The organism is Ramlibacter sp. (assembly GCF_028291745.1).
GTDB lineage: Bacteria > Pseudomonadota > Gammaproteobacteria > Burkholderiales > Burkholderiaceae_C > Ramlibacter.
In genome coordinates, this window is record NZ_JAQGNQ010000028.1 from 1 (window position 1) to 14,949 (window position 14,949).

General features: G+C 68.0%; 16 protein-coding genes. 11 read left to right on the forward strand and 5 right to left on the reverse strand.

Translation table 11 applies throughout. The features are described from left to right. Nucleotides 1-10: 10 nt before the first annotated feature. Nucleotides 11-130, forward strand: coding sequence for a DUF45 domain-containing protein (locus tag JWP60_RS04305; protein ID WP_299787007.1), 120 nt, complete (start codon nucleotides 11-13; stop codon nucleotides 128-130). Nucleotides 131-318: 188 nt separating this feature from the next. On the opposite strand, the gene JWP60_RS04310 is transcribed toward JWP60_RS04305, so the two are convergent. After that, complete coding sequence (locus JWP60_RS04310) at nucleotides 319-2,289, reverse strand: penicillin-binding protein 1A (protein ID WP_299786785.1); 1,971 nt, start codon at nucleotides 2,287-2,289, stop codon at nucleotides 319-321. A 221-nt stretch (nucleotides 2,290-2,510) separates the two neighbouring features. Between JWP60_RS04310 and JWP60_RS04315 the strand changes: the two genes are divergently transcribed. The 9 genes from JWP60_RS04315 (at nucleotide 2,511) to gloA (ending at nucleotide 10,332) form a co-directional block, all read left to right on the forward strand. Continuing rightward, nucleotides 2,511-3,119 (forward strand): DsbA family protein, encoded by a 609-nt coding sequence (locus tag JWP60_RS04315; protein ID WP_299786788.1) that lies wholly within the window; start codon nucleotides 2,511-2,513, stop codon nucleotides 3,117-3,119. A 360-nt stretch (nucleotides 3,120-3,479) separates the two neighbouring features. Continuing rightward, nucleotides 3,480-3,821: a hypothetical protein gene (locus tag JWP60_RS04320; protein ID WP_299786791.1), complete on the forward strand. Its 342-nt coding sequence runs from the start codon at nucleotides 3,480-3,482 to the stop codon at nucleotides 3,819-3,821. A 326-nt stretch (nucleotides 3,822-4,147) separates the two neighbouring features. Next, entirely contained in the window at nucleotides 4,148-4,702 is a 555-nt protein-coding gene (locus JWP60_RS04325; RefSeq protein ID WP_299786794.1) for a F0F1 ATP synthase subunit delta, read from the forward strand. A gap of 5 nt (nucleotides 4,703-4,707) precedes the next feature. Next, entirely contained in the window at nucleotides 4,708-6,252 is a 1,545-nt protein-coding gene (atpA, locus tag JWP60_RS04330) for a F0F1 ATP synthase subunit alpha (protein WP_299786797.1), read from the forward strand. A 68-nt stretch (nucleotides 6,253-6,320) separates the two neighbouring features. Then, nucleotides 6,321-7,199, forward strand: coding sequence for a F0F1 ATP synthase subunit gamma (gene atpG / locus JWP60_RS04335; RefSeq protein WP_299786800.1), 879 nt, complete (start codon nucleotides 6,321-6,323; stop codon nucleotides 7,197-7,199). A 19-nt stretch (nucleotides 7,200-7,218) separates the two neighbouring features. Then, nucleotides 7,219-8,628: a F0F1 ATP synthase subunit beta gene (atpD, locus tag JWP60_RS04340; protein ID WP_299786803.1), complete on the forward strand. Its 1,410-nt coding sequence runs from the start codon at nucleotides 7,219-7,221 to the stop codon at nucleotides 8,626-8,628. 3 nt (nucleotides 8,629-8,631) lie between these two features. Then, the gene (locus JWP60_RS04345; protein ID WP_299786805.1) at nucleotides 8,632-9,060 is read left to right on the forward strand and encodes a F0F1 ATP synthase subunit epsilon; all 429 of its coding nucleotides are present in this window, start codon (nucleotides 8,632-8,634) and stop codon (nucleotides 9,058-9,060) included. 271 nt (nucleotides 9,061-9,331) lie between these two features. After that, nucleotides 9,332-9,760 (forward strand): F0F1 ATP synthase subunit epsilon, encoded by a 429-nt coding sequence (locus JWP60_RS04350; protein ID WP_299786808.1) that lies wholly within the window; start codon nucleotides 9,332-9,334, stop codon nucleotides 9,758-9,760. Nucleotides 9,761-9,795: 35 nt separating this feature from the next. Next, entirely contained in the window at nucleotides 9,796-10,332 is a 537-nt protein-coding gene (gene gloA / locus JWP60_RS04355) for a lactoylglutathione lyase (RefSeq protein WP_299786811.1), read from the forward strand. Between the two features lie 265 nt (nucleotides 10,333-10,597). Here the strand turns inward: gloA and JWP60_RS04360 are convergent, their stop codons facing one another. Together JWP60_RS04360 and JWP60_RS04365 are read right to left on the reverse strand one after the other, a co-directional pair. After that, nucleotides 10,598-11,476, reverse strand: a complete 879-nt coding sequence (locus JWP60_RS04360) for an NAD(P)H-hydrate dehydratase (RefSeq protein WP_299786814.1) — start codon at nucleotides 11,474-11,476, stop codon at nucleotides 10,598-10,600. Then, nucleotides 11,473-12,234, reverse strand: a complete 762-nt coding sequence (locus JWP60_RS04365; protein ID WP_299786817.1) for a histidine phosphatase family protein — start codon at nucleotides 12,232-12,234, stop codon at nucleotides 11,473-11,475. The genes JWP60_RS04360 and JWP60_RS04365 overlap by 4 nt, the downstream gene beginning before the upstream one ends. Nucleotides 12,235-12,404: 170 nt before the next feature. On the opposite strand from JWP60_RS04365, the gene JWP60_RS04370 reads away from it, so the two are divergent. Continuing rightward, entirely contained in the window at nucleotides 12,405-13,502 is a 1,098-nt protein-coding gene (locus tag JWP60_RS04370) for an ABC transporter substrate-binding protein (protein ID WP_299786820.1), read from the forward strand. A gap of 2 nt (nucleotides 13,503-13,504) precedes the next feature. Here the strand turns inward: JWP60_RS04370 and JWP60_RS04375 are convergent, their stop codons facing one another. After that, nucleotides 13,505-14,011: a TPM domain-containing protein gene (locus JWP60_RS04375; RefSeq protein ID WP_299786823.1), complete on the reverse strand. Its 507-nt coding sequence runs from the start codon at nucleotides 14,009-14,011 to the stop codon at nucleotides 13,505-13,507. Continuing rightward, nucleotides 14,011-14,916, reverse strand: coding sequence for a TPM domain-containing protein (locus tag JWP60_RS04380; RefSeq protein ID WP_299786826.1), 906 nt, complete (start codon nucleotides 14,914-14,916; stop codon nucleotides 14,011-14,013). Before JWP60_RS04380 ends, JWP60_RS04375 begins: the two co-directional genes overlap by 1 nt. Nucleotides 14,917-14,949: the final 33 nt, after the last annotated feature.

Sequence of the window (14,949 nt, forward strand, 5' to 3'; positions counted from 1 at the left end):
CGCCCACCTGCTGGAGCTCAACCACGGCCCGCGCTTCTGGGCCCACGTCCGCGCTCTGGTCGGCGAAGCCAAGCCGCACCGCGCCTGGCTCCGCGCCGAGGGCGCAAGGCTGCACGCCTTCGGGCGGTAGCTTCCCTTCCCATTCATGGGAAGGGGGGACCGTCGGCCAAGCGAAGCGAAGAGCCGATGGTGGGAAGGGCAGGCCGGGAGCGTCGCGCTCGCTTCATCCGCCCCATGGCTCAGAGCCTGAGGCTTGCCCTCTCCACCTCTCGCTTTTCAGCGAGCGGTCCCCCTCTCCCGCTTCGCGGGAAAGGAAAATCAGTGCGGCGCTTCGTCGGCCGAGGGCGGCGGGGCGTCGGTCTCGTGGTCGCCGTGCAGCAGGTCGTTCACGCCGCTGATCAGGGCCCCGAGCGCGTCGGCGGGCTCCGCCGGCGGCGGGGCGAAGTCGGCGCCGGGGATCGGCTGCACGTTCAGCCGCGGCAGGGCCTGGGTCATGTAGTCGTGCCAGATCGCCGCAGGCGGGCCGCCGCCGGTGACCTTCCTCATAGGGGTGTTGTCGTCCTTGCCGACCCAGACGGCGGTGGTGAAGCCGCCGGTGTAGCCGATGAACCAGGCGTCGCGGTAGTCGCTGGTGGTGCCGGTCTTGCCGGCCAGGTCGTAGCCCTTCACCGCCGCCCGCGTGCCGGTGCCCGACGCGATCACCTGGCGCATCATGCGGATCATGTAGGAGAGCGCCGGCTGGCCGATCACCGCGCGGCGCTGGGCCGGCCCGACCCCGTGGTCGTAGAGCACCCGGCCGCTGGCCGTGCGGATGCGCTCGATGCCGTAGCCCTTGGCGAACACCCCGCCGTTGGAGAACGGCGCATAGGCCTGGGCCATCTCCAGCGGACTCACCTCGACGGCGCCCAGCGCCATGGAGGGATCCACCTGGATGGGCGAGGAGATGCCGAGGCGCCGCGCCGTCGCCGCCACGTTGGCGGTCCCGACCTCGTTGGCCAGGCGCGCGGCCACGGTGTTGATCGATTCCTTGAGGCCGATCTCCAGGGTGATCGGGCCGAGGTACTTGCCGGTGTAGTTGCGCGGTGTCCACTTGCCGATGGTGATCGGCTCGTCGACCACCGGGGTGTCAGGCGTGCGCCCGGCCTCCATGGCGGTCAGGTAGACGAAGGGCTTGAAGGAGGAGCCCGCCTGGCGCCTGGCCTGGGTCACCCGGTCGAACTGGCTCTGCAGGTAGTTGATGCCGCCCACGTAGGCGCGGATGCGGCCCTCGCCGTCGAGGGAGACCAGCGCCGCCTGCTGCACGCCTTGCGCCTTCGCGCCTGCGACGCCGGCCTGCACCGCCTGCTCGGCCGAGGCCTGCAGCGGCAGGTCGAGCGTGGTCTCGACCACCAGGTCCTCGGTGGGCTCGCCAACCAGCTGTCGGACTTGGTCGTCCACCCAGTCGGTGAAGTACTGCGCCCGCTGGTTGGCCAGCACCGGATTGACCCGCACCTTGGTGGCGAAGGCCTGCTCGCGCTGTGCGGGCGTGATGGCGTGGATGCGGACCATCTCGTCGAGCACGATGGTGGCGCGGCGCGCGGCCCGGTCGGTGGCCGCGACGGGCGAATAGCGCGACGGTCCCTTCATCAGCCCGGCCAGCAGCGCGCTCTCGCCCAGGGTGAGCTGCGAGGCCGGCTTGCCGAAATAGCGCTGCGACGCGGCCTCGATGCCGTAGGCGCCGGCGCCGAAGTAGACCCGGTTCAGATAGAGTTCGAGGATCTGCTTCTTGGAGAACTTGGCCTCCAGCCAGACGGCCAGGATCAGCTCCTGGGCCTTGCGCCGGTAGGTCTGGTTGGGCGTCAGGAAGAGGTTGCGCGCCAGCTGCTGGGTGATCGTCGAGCCGCCGCGCAAAGGTCCTCCGCCGCGGTGCGTCCAGTCGTACATCTGGCTACGGGCGATGCCCCACGGGTTGAACCCGAGGTGCCAGTAGAACCAGCGGTCCTCGATGGCCACGAACGCCTTGGGCACATAGGGCGGCAGCTTGTCGAGGTCGACCGGCGGGGCGTACTGGCTGCCGCGGACCGCCACCAGGCCGCCGGAGCGGTCGAGGTAGGAGACCGACGGCTGGCGCTTCACCTCGTAGAGCTTGGAGGTGTCGGGCAGGTCGACCGAAAACACGGCGAAGAAGGCGACGACGAAGATCAGCGCCCAGACGCTCAGGACCAGGGTCCAGTAGATCAACGCCTGGAAGGGCGAGCGGCCCGGGCGGGGATCGCTAGCTCCGCCGCCCGGCGGCTGCGCGTTAGCCATCTGCTCGTCGTCCTACGGTCTTGAGGCCGCCCAACCCCGAGGCGACCCATAACTGAAGGCAGACAAGCACGCGACAAGATTGACGAGACATGAACGGCAGGGTTTGAGGGGGCAAAGAGGCATCCTCAAGGCTTCCTTCGAGGCCAAGCTTCAGTCACATTCCCCGCCGAGCCTCAAGTGTCGGGCCGGCGTTCCCTGGAGGGGCAATCAAGATGTTGCGGATGAAGGTTGCGCTGCTGGTGGCGCTCATGGTGTTCGGCGCAGCCGCCTGCTCCCCGAAGACCGGCGGCGCGGCCGGCGCCCTGCCCGACGACATGGACCTGGGCAATCCGCAGGCCAAGGTCACGGTGGTGGAATACGCCTCGGTCGGCTGCCCGGTCTGCGCCAAGTGGCAGCGCGAGGTCTATCCGGCGTTCAAGGCCAAATACATCGACACCGGCAAGATCCATTACGTGTTCCGCGAGATGCTGGTCGGCCAGGGCCCGGAGCTCGCGGTCGCCGCCTCCGGCTTCCTGCTCGCCCGCTGCGCCGGCAAGGACAAGTATTTCGCGGTCAACGACGCCATCTTCAAGAACCAGGAGCAGGCCTTCCAGGCGCCGCGCGAGACCCTGGTCGATATCGCCAAGTCGGTCGGCATGACCGAGGATAGCTTCAACAAGTGCATCAACGACGAGACGGCGTTGAAGGCGCTGAACGACCGCGTCGAGCGCCACAACCGCGTCGATCACGTCAACTCCACGCCGACCTTCGTGATCAATGGCAAGTCCATGGAGCCGGGCTACCACACGCTCGACGAGATCGACGCGGCGATCAAGGCGGCGGGCGGTTAGGCGGGCTTTCCCCCGGTACGGGGGAAATGTCGGCAATGGGCGAAGGCCGGCCGACAATGGGGGAAGTATATACTTGCGTTTGACTTCCCCCATCGACCCGCGACGCAAGAGCGTCTTGGGCCACTTCCCCCGCACCGGGGGAAGACCAGGAACGGCGAGCGATCCGACCCCCTCTGCGACATTCATGCATAGCGGCTGTGCGAAAATAGCGGTTGCGGCTGATCTTAACACTGTTATCTTAGCGTTGCTCAGTTAGCAGCGCGCCGAGGGTGGGGATACCCGAAGCGGTCCAACGCGGCGAACCGGGCCGGCGCCTTGAGCAGGGGCGCCGCCACTCCCCGAACCCGTTGGAGGGCTCATATGAAGCTCCTTACCCTTGCGGCCGTCTGCGCCGCCGTCGCCACCCTGTCCGCCGCCCCCGCCTTCGCGGCCGAACCGGTGGTCGCCAAGCTGCAGCAACCGGTCGCGCAACCGACCAAGTTCATCGCCGGCGGCGCGATGTTCAACTGCGAGGCCGACGCCTGCGTCGCCACCGCGACGACGTCCGAGACCTTCTCGAGCGGCACCTGCAAGGCGGTTGCGGCCAAGGTCGGCCCGATCGCCGCCTTCACCGGCGGCAAGGCCATGGACGAAGCGCGCCTCGGCGCCTGCAACAGCGTCGCCGTCGCCCGCGGCGTCGGCGCGCAGATGGCCAAGCAGTAGGGCCGGCCTATCGATCTCCCAGCGGCTCTGTTGTCGAGCTTCTGAACTATGGGGCGCCGCCTTCGGGGCGGCGCCCTCTTCTTTTGTGCGCTGCGGCGGCGAGCGCCGCCGCAGCGCAAGGCGCGAAGCCCGTGACTATTCGTCAGGTCCCTACGGGTCCCGCCGTGTTGCGGCGCCAAAGATCGCGTGCTATCAGGCGCGCGGCTTTGGGCCAGGGGTCATTGAGGCCTTTGCGCTCGATGTGCTTTTTCCAAGCGCTTTCAAGCCTTTAAGGCTGCAGCGGAATTACCGCGGCGGCTCCCTAGACGCACCGGGCGGACACTTAAGTGGCGGACGATTCAAAGGCATCGAATGTGGGCGGCCGGTACGCGCGGGCCCTGTTCGATCTGGCGAGCGAACAGAACCAGGTCGCGGCGGTCGAGGCCGACCTGAAATCCCTGAAAAGCGCGCTGAAGGAGAGCCACGATCTGCGGGTCCTGGTGAGCTCGCCGGCCTTCGGCGCCGCAGACAAGGGCAAGGGCCTGGCGGCCATCGCCGACAAGGCGAAGTTCGCCGCCACGACCAGGAAGTTCCTGGGCCTCCTGGCCGCCAACGGCCGGGCGGGTTTGCTGGCCTCGGTGATCACCGGCTTCGAGGCGCTGTCGGCCAAGGCCCGCGGCGCCGTCTCCGCCCAGGTCACGACCGCCGTGCCGCTCAGCCCCGCCCAGTCCAAGGGCGTCGCCGGCGCGCTGCGCCAGGCGCTCGGCAAGGACCCCGAAATCGAGACCCGCGTCGACCCTGCCATCCTGGGCGGGATCAAGGTGCAGGTCGGCTCCCGTCTGTTCGACGCTTCGCTCAAGTCGAAGCTCGACTCCCTGAAATTCGCCCTCAAGAGAGCGTAAGATCCATGGATATCCGCGCCGCCGAAATCTCGGCCATCCTCAAGTCGCAGATCGCGAACTTCGGCCAGGAAGCCGACGTCTCGGACGTCGGCCAGGTGCTGTCGGTGGGCGACGGCATCGCCCGCGTGTTCGGCCTCGACAGCGTTCAGGCCGGCGAGATGGTGGAGTTCCCCAAGGCCGGCGTAAAGGGCATGGCCCTGAACCTCGAGCGCGACAACGTCGGCGTGGTGATCTTCGGCGAAGACCGCTCCATCTCCGAAGGCGACGAGGTGCGGCGCCTGGGCGAGATCGTGGACGTGCCGGTCGGCAAGGGCCTGCTGGGCCGCGTCGTCAATCCGCTGGGCGAGCCGATCGACGGCAAGGGCCCGCTGACCAACGTCGCCGAACGCCGCCGGGTGGACGTGAAGGCCCCGGGCATCATTCCCCGCAAGTCGGTGCACGAACCGGTGCAGACCGGCCTGAAGGCCATCGACACCCTGATCCCGATCGGCCGCGGCCAGCGCGAGCTGATCATCGGCGACCGCCAGACCGGCAAGTCCGCCGTCGCGGTCGACACGATCATCAACCAGCGCGGCCAGAACATGACCTGCGTGTACGTCGCCATCGGCCAGAAGGCGTCCACGATCAAGAACATCGTGCGCGCCCTGGAGCAGAACGGCGCGATGGAATACACGATCGTCGTTGCCGCTTCCGCCTCGGAATCGGCCGCCATGCAGTACGTCTCCGCGTACTCCGGCTGCACGATGGGCGAGTACTTCCGCGACCGCGGGCAAGACGCGCTGATCATCTATGACGACCTGTCCAAGCAGGCCGTCGCCTACCGCCAGGTCTCGCTGCTGCTGCGCCGCCCCCCGGGCCGCGAAGCGTATCCCGGCGACGTGTTCTATCTGCACAGCCGCCTGCTGGAGCGCGCCGCGCGCGTGAACGCCGACTACGTCGAAGCGTTCACCAAGGGCGCCGTGACGGGCAAGACAGGTTCGCTGACCGCACTGCCGATCATCGAGACGCAAGCCGGCGACGTGTCCGCGTTCGTGCCGACCAACGTGATCTCGATCACCGACGGCCAGATCTTCCTGGAAACCAGCCTGTTCAACGCCGGCATCCGGCCCGCCATCAACGCGGGTATCTCGGTGTCGCGCGTGGGCGGTGCCGCCCAGACCAAGCTGATCAAGGGCCTGTCCGGCGGTATCCGTACCGACCTGGCGCAGTACCGTGAACTGGCTGCGTTCGCGCAGTTCGCTTCGGACCTCGACGCCGCCACCCGCAAGCAGCTCGATCGCGGTGCCCGCGTGACGGAACTGCTCAAGCAGGCCCAGTACAGCCCGCTGCCGATCTCGCTGATGGCCGCATCGCTGTTCGCGGTGAACAAGGGCTACTTCGACGACCTCGACGTCAAGCGGGTGCTGGCCTTCGAATCGGGCCTGCATGGCTGGCTCAAGGACAAGAACGCTGCGCTGCTGAACAAGCTGGAAGTCAACAAGGCCCTGGACAAGGACTCCGAGTCCGAGCTGGCCGCCGCCATCGAAGCGTTCAAGAAGACCTTCGCTTAAACCTAACCCAGTCAGTTGGGGACAGGGCAGCCGCTTGGCTCGCTGGTCTGTCCCGCAAAGGAAAATGAATGGCTGCAGGCAAGGAAATTCGCGGCAAGATCAAATCGGTGGAGAACACCAGGAAGATCACCAAGGCCATGGAAATGGTCGCCGCCTCCAAGATGCGCAAGGCGCAGGAACGCATGCGTTCGGCCCGGCCCTACAGCGAGAAGGTCCGCAACATCGCGGCCAACCTCGGCAAGGCCAACCCCGAGTACACGCACGCGTTCATGAAGACGAACGACGTGAAGGCCGCGGGCATCATCGTGATCTCCACCGACAAGGGCCTGTGCGGCGGCTTGAACACCAACGTGCTGCGCGCGGTGACGCAGAAGCTGCGCGAGCTGCAGGCGGCGGGCACCAGCGTGCAGACCGTGGCCATCGGCAACAAGGGCTTCGGCTTCCTGAACCGCATCGGCGCGCAGGTGGTGTCGCACGTCACCCAGCTGGGTGACACGCCGCACCTCGAGCGCCTGATCGGCCCGGTGAAGGTGCTGCTGGACCAGTACGCCGAAGGCAAGCTGGGCGCGGTGTATCTGTCGTACACGCGTTTCATCAACACGATGCGGCAGGAGCCGGTGCTCGAACAGTTGCTGCCCCTGTCGGCCTCCAAGATGGAAGCCGAGAACAAGGCGGCCGGTGGCGAGCCGGGCTGGGATTACATCTACGAGCCCGATGCCAGGACGGTGATCGACGACCTGCTGCTGCGCTACGTCGAGGCGCTGGTCTACCAGGCCGTCGCCGAGAACATGGCCTCCGAGCAGTCGGCCCGCATGGTGGCCATGAAGGCCGCCACGGACAACGCCGGCAACCTCATTGGCGAGCTGAAGCTGGTCTACAACAAGACGCGCCAGGCGGCGATCACGAAAGAGCTTTCGGAGATCGTGTCGGGTGCCGCCGCTGTTTAAATAATTGGAGCGTTAGAAGATGGCTCAAGTCCAAGGAAAGATTGTCCAGTGCATCGGCGCCGTCGTCGACGTCGAGTTCCCGCGCGAGCACATGCCGCGCGTATACGACGCGCTGAAGATGGAAGGCTCCGCGCTCACGCTGGAAGTGCAACAGCAGCTGGGTGACGGGGTGGTGCGCACCATTGCGCTGGGTTCGTCCGACGGCCTGCGGCGCGGCTCGATGGTCTACAACACCGGCGCGCCGATCACGGTGCCGGTGGGCAAGGCCACGCTGGGGCGCATCATGGACGTGCTGGGCAGGCCCATCGACGAGCGCGGTCCGGTCGACCAGACCCTCACCGCCGCGATCCACCGCAAGGCGCCCGCGTACGACGAACTGTCGCCCTCGCAGGAACTGCTGGAAACCGGCATCAAGGTGATCGACCTGATGTGCCCGTTCTCCAAGGGCGGCAAGGTCGGCCTGTTCGGCGGCGCCGGCGTGGGCAAGACCGTGAACATGATGGAGTTGATCAACAACATCGCCAAGGCGCACTCGGGCCTGTCGGTGTTTGCCGGCGTGGGTGAGCGCACCCGCGAAGGCAACGACTTCTATCACGAGATGGCGGACTCCGGCGTCGTCAACCTCGACAACCTGGCCGAGTCGAAAGTGGCCATGGTGTACGGCCAGATGAACGAGCCCCCGGGTAACCGGCTGCGCGTGGCGCTGACCGGCCTGACCATCGCCGAGTCCTTCCGCGACGAAGGCCGCGACGTGCTGTTCTTCGTGGACAACATCTACCGCTACACGCTGGCCGGCACCGAGGTGTCCGCGCTGCTGGGCCGCATGCCGTCCGCCGTGGGCTACCAGCCGACGCTGGCCGAGGAGATGGGCCGCCTGCAAGAGCGCATCACGTCGACCAAGGTCGGCTCGATCACCTCGATCCAGGCCGTGTATGTGCCGGCGGACGACCTGACCGATCCGTCGCCCGCCACCACCTTCGCCCACCTTGACGCCACCGTGGTGCTGTCGCGCGACATCGCCTCGCTGGGCATCTACCCCGCCGTGGACCCGCTGGACTCCACCTCGCGCCAGGTCGACCCCAACGTCGTCGGCGAAGACCACTACGCCACGACGCGTTCGGTGCAGGCCACGCTGCAGCGCTACAAGGAACTGCGCGACATCATCGCCATCCTGGGCATGGACGAACTGGCGCCGGAAGACAAGCTGGCCGTGGCCCGCGCCCGCAAGATCCAGCGCTTCCTGTCGCAGCCTTTCCACGTGGCCGAAGTGTTCACCGGCTCGCCCGGCAAGTACGTGCCGCTGGCCGAGACGATCCGCGGCTTCAAGATGATCACGGCCGGCGAGTGCGACCACCTGCCCGAGCAGGCGTTCTACATGGTCGGCACCATCGACGAGGCTTTCGAGAAAGCCAAGAAGATTGCCGCGTAAGCCATGCCGGACGCTACCCACACCATCCACGTCGACGTGGTGAGCGCGGAGGAGTCGATCTTCTCCGGTGAAGCTCGCTTCGTCGCGCTGCCGGGTGAAGCCGGCGAGCTGGGCATCTATCCGCGCCACACGCCGCTGATCACGCGTGTGAAGCCGGGCTCGGTGCGCATCGAGCGCGCCGACGGCGGCGAGGAGTTCGTCTTCGTCGCCGGCGGCATTCTCGAAGTGCAGCCCAACCGCGTGACCGTGCTGTCCGACACCGCGATCCGCGGCAAGGACCTGGACGAGGAAAAGGCCAACGAGGCAAAGGCCGCTGCCGAAGAGGCCTTGAAGAATGCCAAGGACGACATCGACCTGGCCAAGGCACAATCGGAGCTGGCCGTCATGGCGGCCCAGCTCGCGGCGCTGCGCAGGTATCGCCAGGCCAGGTAAGAACCCTGCGGGCAGGCCGACGGCCTGGTCCGCAACCGAAATAAGAACGCGCTAAAAACCCGCGCACTGAGCCCCCGGCCGCAAGTCCGGGGGCTTTTTTCGTCCTGGATGCGGACATCCGAATGGCCGGACAAAAAACACGCAAAAGACACCTTCCTGGGTCTTCTGCCCCTTTTGCGACTTCCGCGCAGCTTTTGCGACTTCTGCGTCTGGCAGTCCGATTTCAACTTCCCGCGTGACGCCGGCCCGCGCCTCGCGTACAAACGCGCGCATGGCAGAAGCCCAGCACACCTTCCAGGTCGACGTGGTCAGCGCGCATGAGTCCATCTACTCCGGCGAGGCGCGCTTTGTCGTCCTGCCCGGCGAGTCGGGCGAACTGGGCATCTATCCGCGCCACACTCCGCTGATCACCCGCGTGAAGCCCGGCTCCGTGCGGATCGAGAAGCCCGATGGCGCCGAGGAGTTCGTGTTCATCGCGGGCGGCATTCTCGAAGTGCAGCCGAACCGCGTCACGGTGCTCTCGGACACCGCCATTCGCGGCAAGGACCTCGACGAGCGCAAGGCGAGCGAGGCGCGGGCCGAGGCCGAAGAGGCGCTGAAGAACGCCAAGAGCGAAATCGACCTGGCCAGGGCGCAATCGGAACTCGCGGTCGCGGTGGCCGAGATGGCGGCGCTGCGCCGATATCTGCGCAAGAAGTAGCACGCCGGCCGCCGCGATCGGCGTATCTTGCGGCCATGACCTCCGCCACCGAAACCCACCCCGGCGTGGCTGCGCAAGTCCCCGACGCCACGCGCGGCTTCGTTTTCAATCATTCGATGCTGCGGGTGAAGGACCCGCGGATCGCGCTCGCGTTCTACACGCACGTGCTGGGCATGCGCGTGCTGCGCAAGCTCGATTTTGCGGAGATGAAGTTCTCCTTGTACTTCCTTGCGAAGTTGCCCGAGGAAAGCGCCGTGCCGTCCGACGCGGGCGAGCGCACGACGTGGACCTTCCGCCAGCAAGGCATCCTGGAGCTCACGCACAACTGGGGCAGCGAGGACCAGGCGGAGTTCAGGTACCACGACGGCAACGCGCAGCCGCAGGGCTTCGGGCACATCTGCTTTTCGGTGCCCGACCTGGCGGCGGCGGTGCGCTGGTTCGACGAGAACGGCGTCGCCTTCGTCAAGCGGCCGGACCAGGGCAAGATGAAGAACGTGGCCTTCATCAAGGATCCGGACGGGTACTGGATCGAGATCGTGCAGGCGGAGCTGCTCGCGGACCTGGGTCGCTGACTGGCGTTGCTCGCTCCACTTCCGGGGAGGGTTGGGGTGGGCCGGACTTGCTCCCTCCCCTTCCGGGGGAGGGCTGGGGTGGGGGCGGACTTGCTCCCTCTCCCGCAGGGCGGGAGAGGGTTGGGGTGAGGGATTGCCCTGAATGAGCGCCGTTGCCCTCACCCCTGCCCTCTCCCGCAGGCGGGAGAGGGAGTAATTCCCCAGCGCCCCCAGCGCCCCCATCCCAGCCTTCCCCCGAAGGGGAAGGAGCAAGTCAGGGGGCAAGTCAGGGGATGGGCGCCAGTGACTGCAGCAAGGCCGGCACTTCCGCCGAGAGCTCACGCGCCAGGAAGCCCAGCGTCCCCTGCCTTCGCGCCAGCGTCTCGCCCGCCCGTGCATGCAGCGCCACACCCCACACTGCGGCCTGCTCCGGCGTCGCTCCGCGCGCGGCGAGGCCGGCGATGAGGCCCGCCAGCACGTCGCCTGAGCCCGATGTGCCCAGCCCCGGCGCCTGCGAGCGATGCGTCCACACGCCGCCAGCGGGCGCCGCAATGCAAGTGGTCGCGCCCTTGAGCGCCACCACCGCGTTCCATTGCCGCGCCTGCCGCTGCGCGACGTCCGCGGGCAGCTCCTGCAGGTGCTCCTTGGCGGCGCCGGTGAGGTGCGCCATCTCGCCGGCGTGCGGGGTCAGGATCACCGGCTGCTCGAAGCGGTGCAGGGACTTCACCAGATCCATCGCCAGCGCATCCAGCAGCACCGTGGCGTGGCGGAACAGCGGCAGCAGCGCCTGCACCAGGGTGAGCGTCGACTCGGGGCCGATCATTCCCGGGCCCACCAGCAGGCAGTCCGTGCTGCGGGCGATGGCTTGCAGCAGGGGCAGGCCGAAGAAGGTGGGCGCGCCGTCGGATCCTTCGGGCAGCGCAATGACGCGGGCTTCCGGTACGCCCGCCGCCACCGTCTGCGCGGCCGATTGCGGCGTGGCGATCACCAGCTTGCCGGCACCCGCGCGCAGGGCCGCCGTGCCGGCCAGCACCGCGGCACCCGGCATCTCGCGGCTGCCCGCCAGCACGACGACGCGGCCGCGGCTTTCCTTGTCGCCGTCCTCTTCGACCCGGGGCAGCGCCCACCCGCGCAGCAGCGCGTCATCGACGGTGCCGCTCTTCACGGCTTGGCCGCGGCGGGCGCGTCGGCTTCGACCGTGACCGGCGCACCGGCCGCCAGCAGCGGCGCGACGAAGTTGACCAGGTCCGGCCGCAGGCACCCCGACACCGGGTCGAGGCGGTACGACGTGACGGCGCAGTTCGGCACGTCGCCCAGGCGGTCTATGCCCAGGATCTGCTCTTCGTCCATGTTCTCGATCAGGTAACGCATGCAGTTCACGATCACCTGGTGCGCGACGACCAGCACGCGCTCGCCGCCGTACTCGCGCGTGACCATCTCGGTCAGGCTGCGCAGGCGCAGGATCACGTCGCACCAGCTCTCGCCACCCGGCGGGCGGAAGTAGAACTTGCCGACATGCCCGCGCTGCTCGTTCAGCTCGGGATACTTCTGCCGGATGCCGTGGACGGTCAGCCGGTCGAGGATCCCGAATTCCTTTTCGCGCAGGCGTTCGTCGATGCGCAGGCGCACGTGCTCGCCCGCGCGCCAACCCGCCGCTTCCATGAGGAGGCGGGCGGTCTCGCGGGCGCGCACATAGGGAGAGCAGAGCACGACTTCCGGCCGCTCCGCGCGCGGCAGATCGCCGAACCAGTGGCCCAGCGCCGTCGCCTGTTCGCGGCCCAGGTCCGACAGCGGCGTGTCGATGTCGCGGAACTGCACGTCGATCAGCGCCAGGCCCGCCGCCTCGGCCGCATCGCGCGCGACGTTGCCCGCGCTCTGCCCGTGGCGGGCGATCCAGAGGGTCTGGGGCCAGTGCTCCTTCATGGTTTCGTTCTCGTTGGGTACGCCCGCCAGTGTCGGCGGTTCGCTGCCGTCGGCCTGTGCACCGAATTTGGCGCAACGTGTAGGCAGGCAGCGCGCGCATCCACCTCATCGGCTGCAGTGCGGGTCACACCGGAGATGCAACACCGCTGAGCCGGCGTACGCTGGGAGGCATGCGCTTTCTTGCCTGCACGCTGCTGCTTGCCGCAGCCCCCGTCCTGGCCCAGGAGATCGTCGTCGGCCAGTCAGCCCCGCTCACCGGCGGCAACGCCGAACTGGGCAACGACATCCGCAATGGGGCACTCGCGTACTTCCAGAAGATCAACGACGCGGGCGGGCTGCCGCAAGGCAAGCTGAAGCTCGTAACCCTGGACGATCGCAACGACACCAAGCTGGCGGCGCAGAACACCCAGGAACTTTTGGACAAATACAACGCGGTGGCGCTGTTCGGCTATGCGTCGTCCACCCTCAGCATCCCGGCGATGCCGGCGGTGGTGGAGCACAAGGTGCCCTTCTTCGCGCCTTTCACCGGCGCCGACACGATCCGCCAGCAGAACGAGTACGTCTACACGGTCCGCGCCACCTATGCCGACGAGATCGCCAAGATCGTCAACTTCTGGGGCAACCTGGGTAGCACGAAAGTTACGGTCCTGCATTACGACGACGCTGTCGGCAAGCAGAACTTCGAGACGGTCGCCGCGGTGCTCAAGAAGTACGGCCGCACGCCCGTGTCGGTGCCTGTCCAGCGCAATGCCGCGATCACCGACAAGAACGTGCACGACGTGATCGCCTCCGACCCCAACGTGCTGGTGGTCACCACGCTGTACGCACCGGCGGCGCAGATGATCCGCAAGCTCAAGGCCGCCAATCGCGCCACGATGGTGACGAGCCTCTCCTTCGCCGGCGCCAGCCAGCTGGCCAAGGCGCTGGGGCCGGACGCCAGCGGCGTCTCGGTGGCGCTCACGGTGCCGACGGTGCATGCGCGCAACGTGCCGGTGGTCAAGGAGTGCAGCCAGGCCTGGACGGCGGCCGGCCAGAAGGACGCGATGTCCGTCACGGCGCTGGAGTCGTGCATCGCGGCCAAGGTGCTGGTCGAAGGCATGAAGCGCGCGGGGCACGATCTCACGCGGGCCTCGCTGCACCGCTCGCTGGCGGCGCTGGGCCGGTATGACGCCGGCGGCTACGTGGTGGATTTCAAGCCGGGCTTCCACCACGGCGGCAGCTACGTCGGCATGGGCCTGCTCAAGCCCGGAGGCGAAGTGCGGGACTAGGGTCAGCCGAGCACCGGTTCGTCCGGCAGCTCGTTGGGATTGGCCTCGCCCTCGCGCAGCGGAAAGTGCTGCAGCAACAGCGCCGTCACTGCGTCGATGGCCTGCGTCAGGCCTTCCTCGTAGCGGCCGGCCCGAAAGGCCCCGGCCATCCGCTCGACCAGCTGCTGCCACTGCGCCGCGCTGACATGCCGATCGAGGCCGCGGTCCGCCACGATTTCGATGGCGCGCTCGGCCAGCAGCAGGTAGATCAGCACGCCGTTGTTGTGCTCGGTGTCCCACACGCCCAGCTTGCCGAACATCGCGATGGCCCGTTCGCGCGGGGTGGCATCGTGCCAGAGATCGTCGAAGGGCAGCCCCGCCTCGACGTAGATGCGCAACTCGCCGCTGTGCCGCTGCTCGCTGGCGGCGACCCGCTGCGCCAGGCGCTGCGCCACGTCGGCAGGGATCGCCCGGCGCGTGTCCGATTCATCGAGCCAGCGATGGCGCAGGAGGCGTTGCAAACGTCCCATCACCAGCCTCCCGAGGCGCCGCCGCCCCCGAAATCGCCGCCGCCCCCGGAGCGGAAGCCGCCGCCGCCCCCACCACCACCGAAGCCGCCGCCGCCACCGCCCCAGCCACCGGGGAAGATCACCGGGCCGCCGAAGCCGCGCCGGCCACCCCCCAGCGGACCGCCGCCCGACAACAGCGCGAACAGCAGCGCCACGATGGCGGCGATCGCGGCCACCACCAGGCTGGAGGTGACCAGCATCGCGATCACGCCCACGCCGGCGCCAGTGACCAGCGAGCCGAGCTTGCTTCCGAGCATGCCGCGCAGCACGCGGCCCGCGATGGGCACCGCGATGAACAGGAGGATGGCCAGATTGAACCAGTCGAAGCCGGGCTTGCCGGGCGGCTGGTTCTGCGCCGGCGCTGCTTGCGCGGGCGCGGGCAGCGGCTCGCCGGAGATGCGGGCGATCAGCTGGTCGACACCGGCCTGCAGCCCGCCTGCGAAGTCGCCCTGCCGGAAGCGCGGGGTGATCGTCTCGTCGATGATGCGGCTGGCCGCGAGGTCCGGCACCGCGCCTTCGAGCGTCTTGGCGACCTCGATGCGGACCTTGCGGTCGTTCTTGGCGACGACGACGAGGATGCCGTCGCCGACCTGCTTGCGGCCGATCTTCCAGGCATTGCCCACGCGGTTGGCGTAGCTGGCGATGTCTTCCGGCTGCGTGGTGGGCACCAGCAGGATGGCGATCTGCGTGCCTTTCTTCTGCTCGAAGGCCGCGAGCTTATCGTCCAGGCCCTTGATCTGGACCGCGTCGAGGGTGTCGGTCTGGTCGATCACCCGGGCGGTGAGGGCGGGGATGGGGAGGACGGCCTGGGCCGCGGCCAGAAGGCACCAGAGCGCCGCCACCGCAAAAGCGAACAGTCGTCTCACCGGATGTCATCCCGGGCTCGACCCGGGATCCAT

Bases quoted from the DNA above. Each gene is read 5' to 3' on its own strand.
- JWP60_RS04310 (WP_299786785.1), bottom strand. From the start codon at position 2,289: ATGGCTAACGCGCAGCCGCCGGGCGGCGGAGCTAGCGATCCCCGCCCG.
- JWP60_RS04315 (WP_299786788.1), top strand. From the start codon at position 2,511: ATGAAGGTTGCGCTGCTGGTGGCGCTCATGGTGTTCGGCGCAGCCGCC.
- JWP60_RS04320 (WP_299786791.1), top strand. From the start codon at position 3,480: ATGAAGCTCCTTACCCTTGCGGCCGTCTGCGCCGCCGTCGCCACCCTG.
- atpA (WP_299786797.1), top strand. From the start codon at position 4,708: ATGGATATCCGCGCCGCCGAAATCTCGGCCATCCTCAAGTCGCAGATC.
- atpG (WP_299786800.1), top strand. From the start codon at position 6,321: ATGGCTGCAGGCAAGGAAATTCGCGGCAAGATCAAATCGGTGGAGAAC.
- atpD (WP_299786803.1), top strand. From the start codon at position 7,219: ATGGCTCAAGTCCAAGGAAAGATTGTCCAGTGCATCGGCGCCGTCGTC.
- JWP60_RS04345 (WP_299786805.1), top strand. From the start codon at position 8,632: ATGCCGGACGCTACCCACACCATCCACGTCGACGTGGTGAGCGCGGAG.
- JWP60_RS04350 (WP_299786808.1), top strand. From the start codon at position 9,332: ATGGCAGAAGCCCAGCACACCTTCCAGGTCGACGTGGTCAGCGCGCAT.
- gloA (WP_299786811.1), top strand. From the start codon at position 9,796: ATGACCTCCGCCACCGAAACCCACCCCGGCGTGGCTGCGCAAGTCCCC.
- JWP60_RS04365 (WP_299786817.1), bottom strand. From the start codon at position 12,234: ATGAAGGAGCACTGGCCCCAGACCCTCTGGATCGCCCGCCACGGGCAG.
- JWP60_RS04370 (WP_299786820.1), top strand. From the start codon at position 12,405: ATGCGCTTTCTTGCCTGCACGCTGCTGCTTGCCGCAGCCCCCGTCCTG.
- JWP60_RS04375 (WP_299786823.1), bottom strand. From the start codon at position 14,011: ATGGGACGTTTGCAACGCCTCCTGCGCCATCGCTGGCTCGATGAATCG.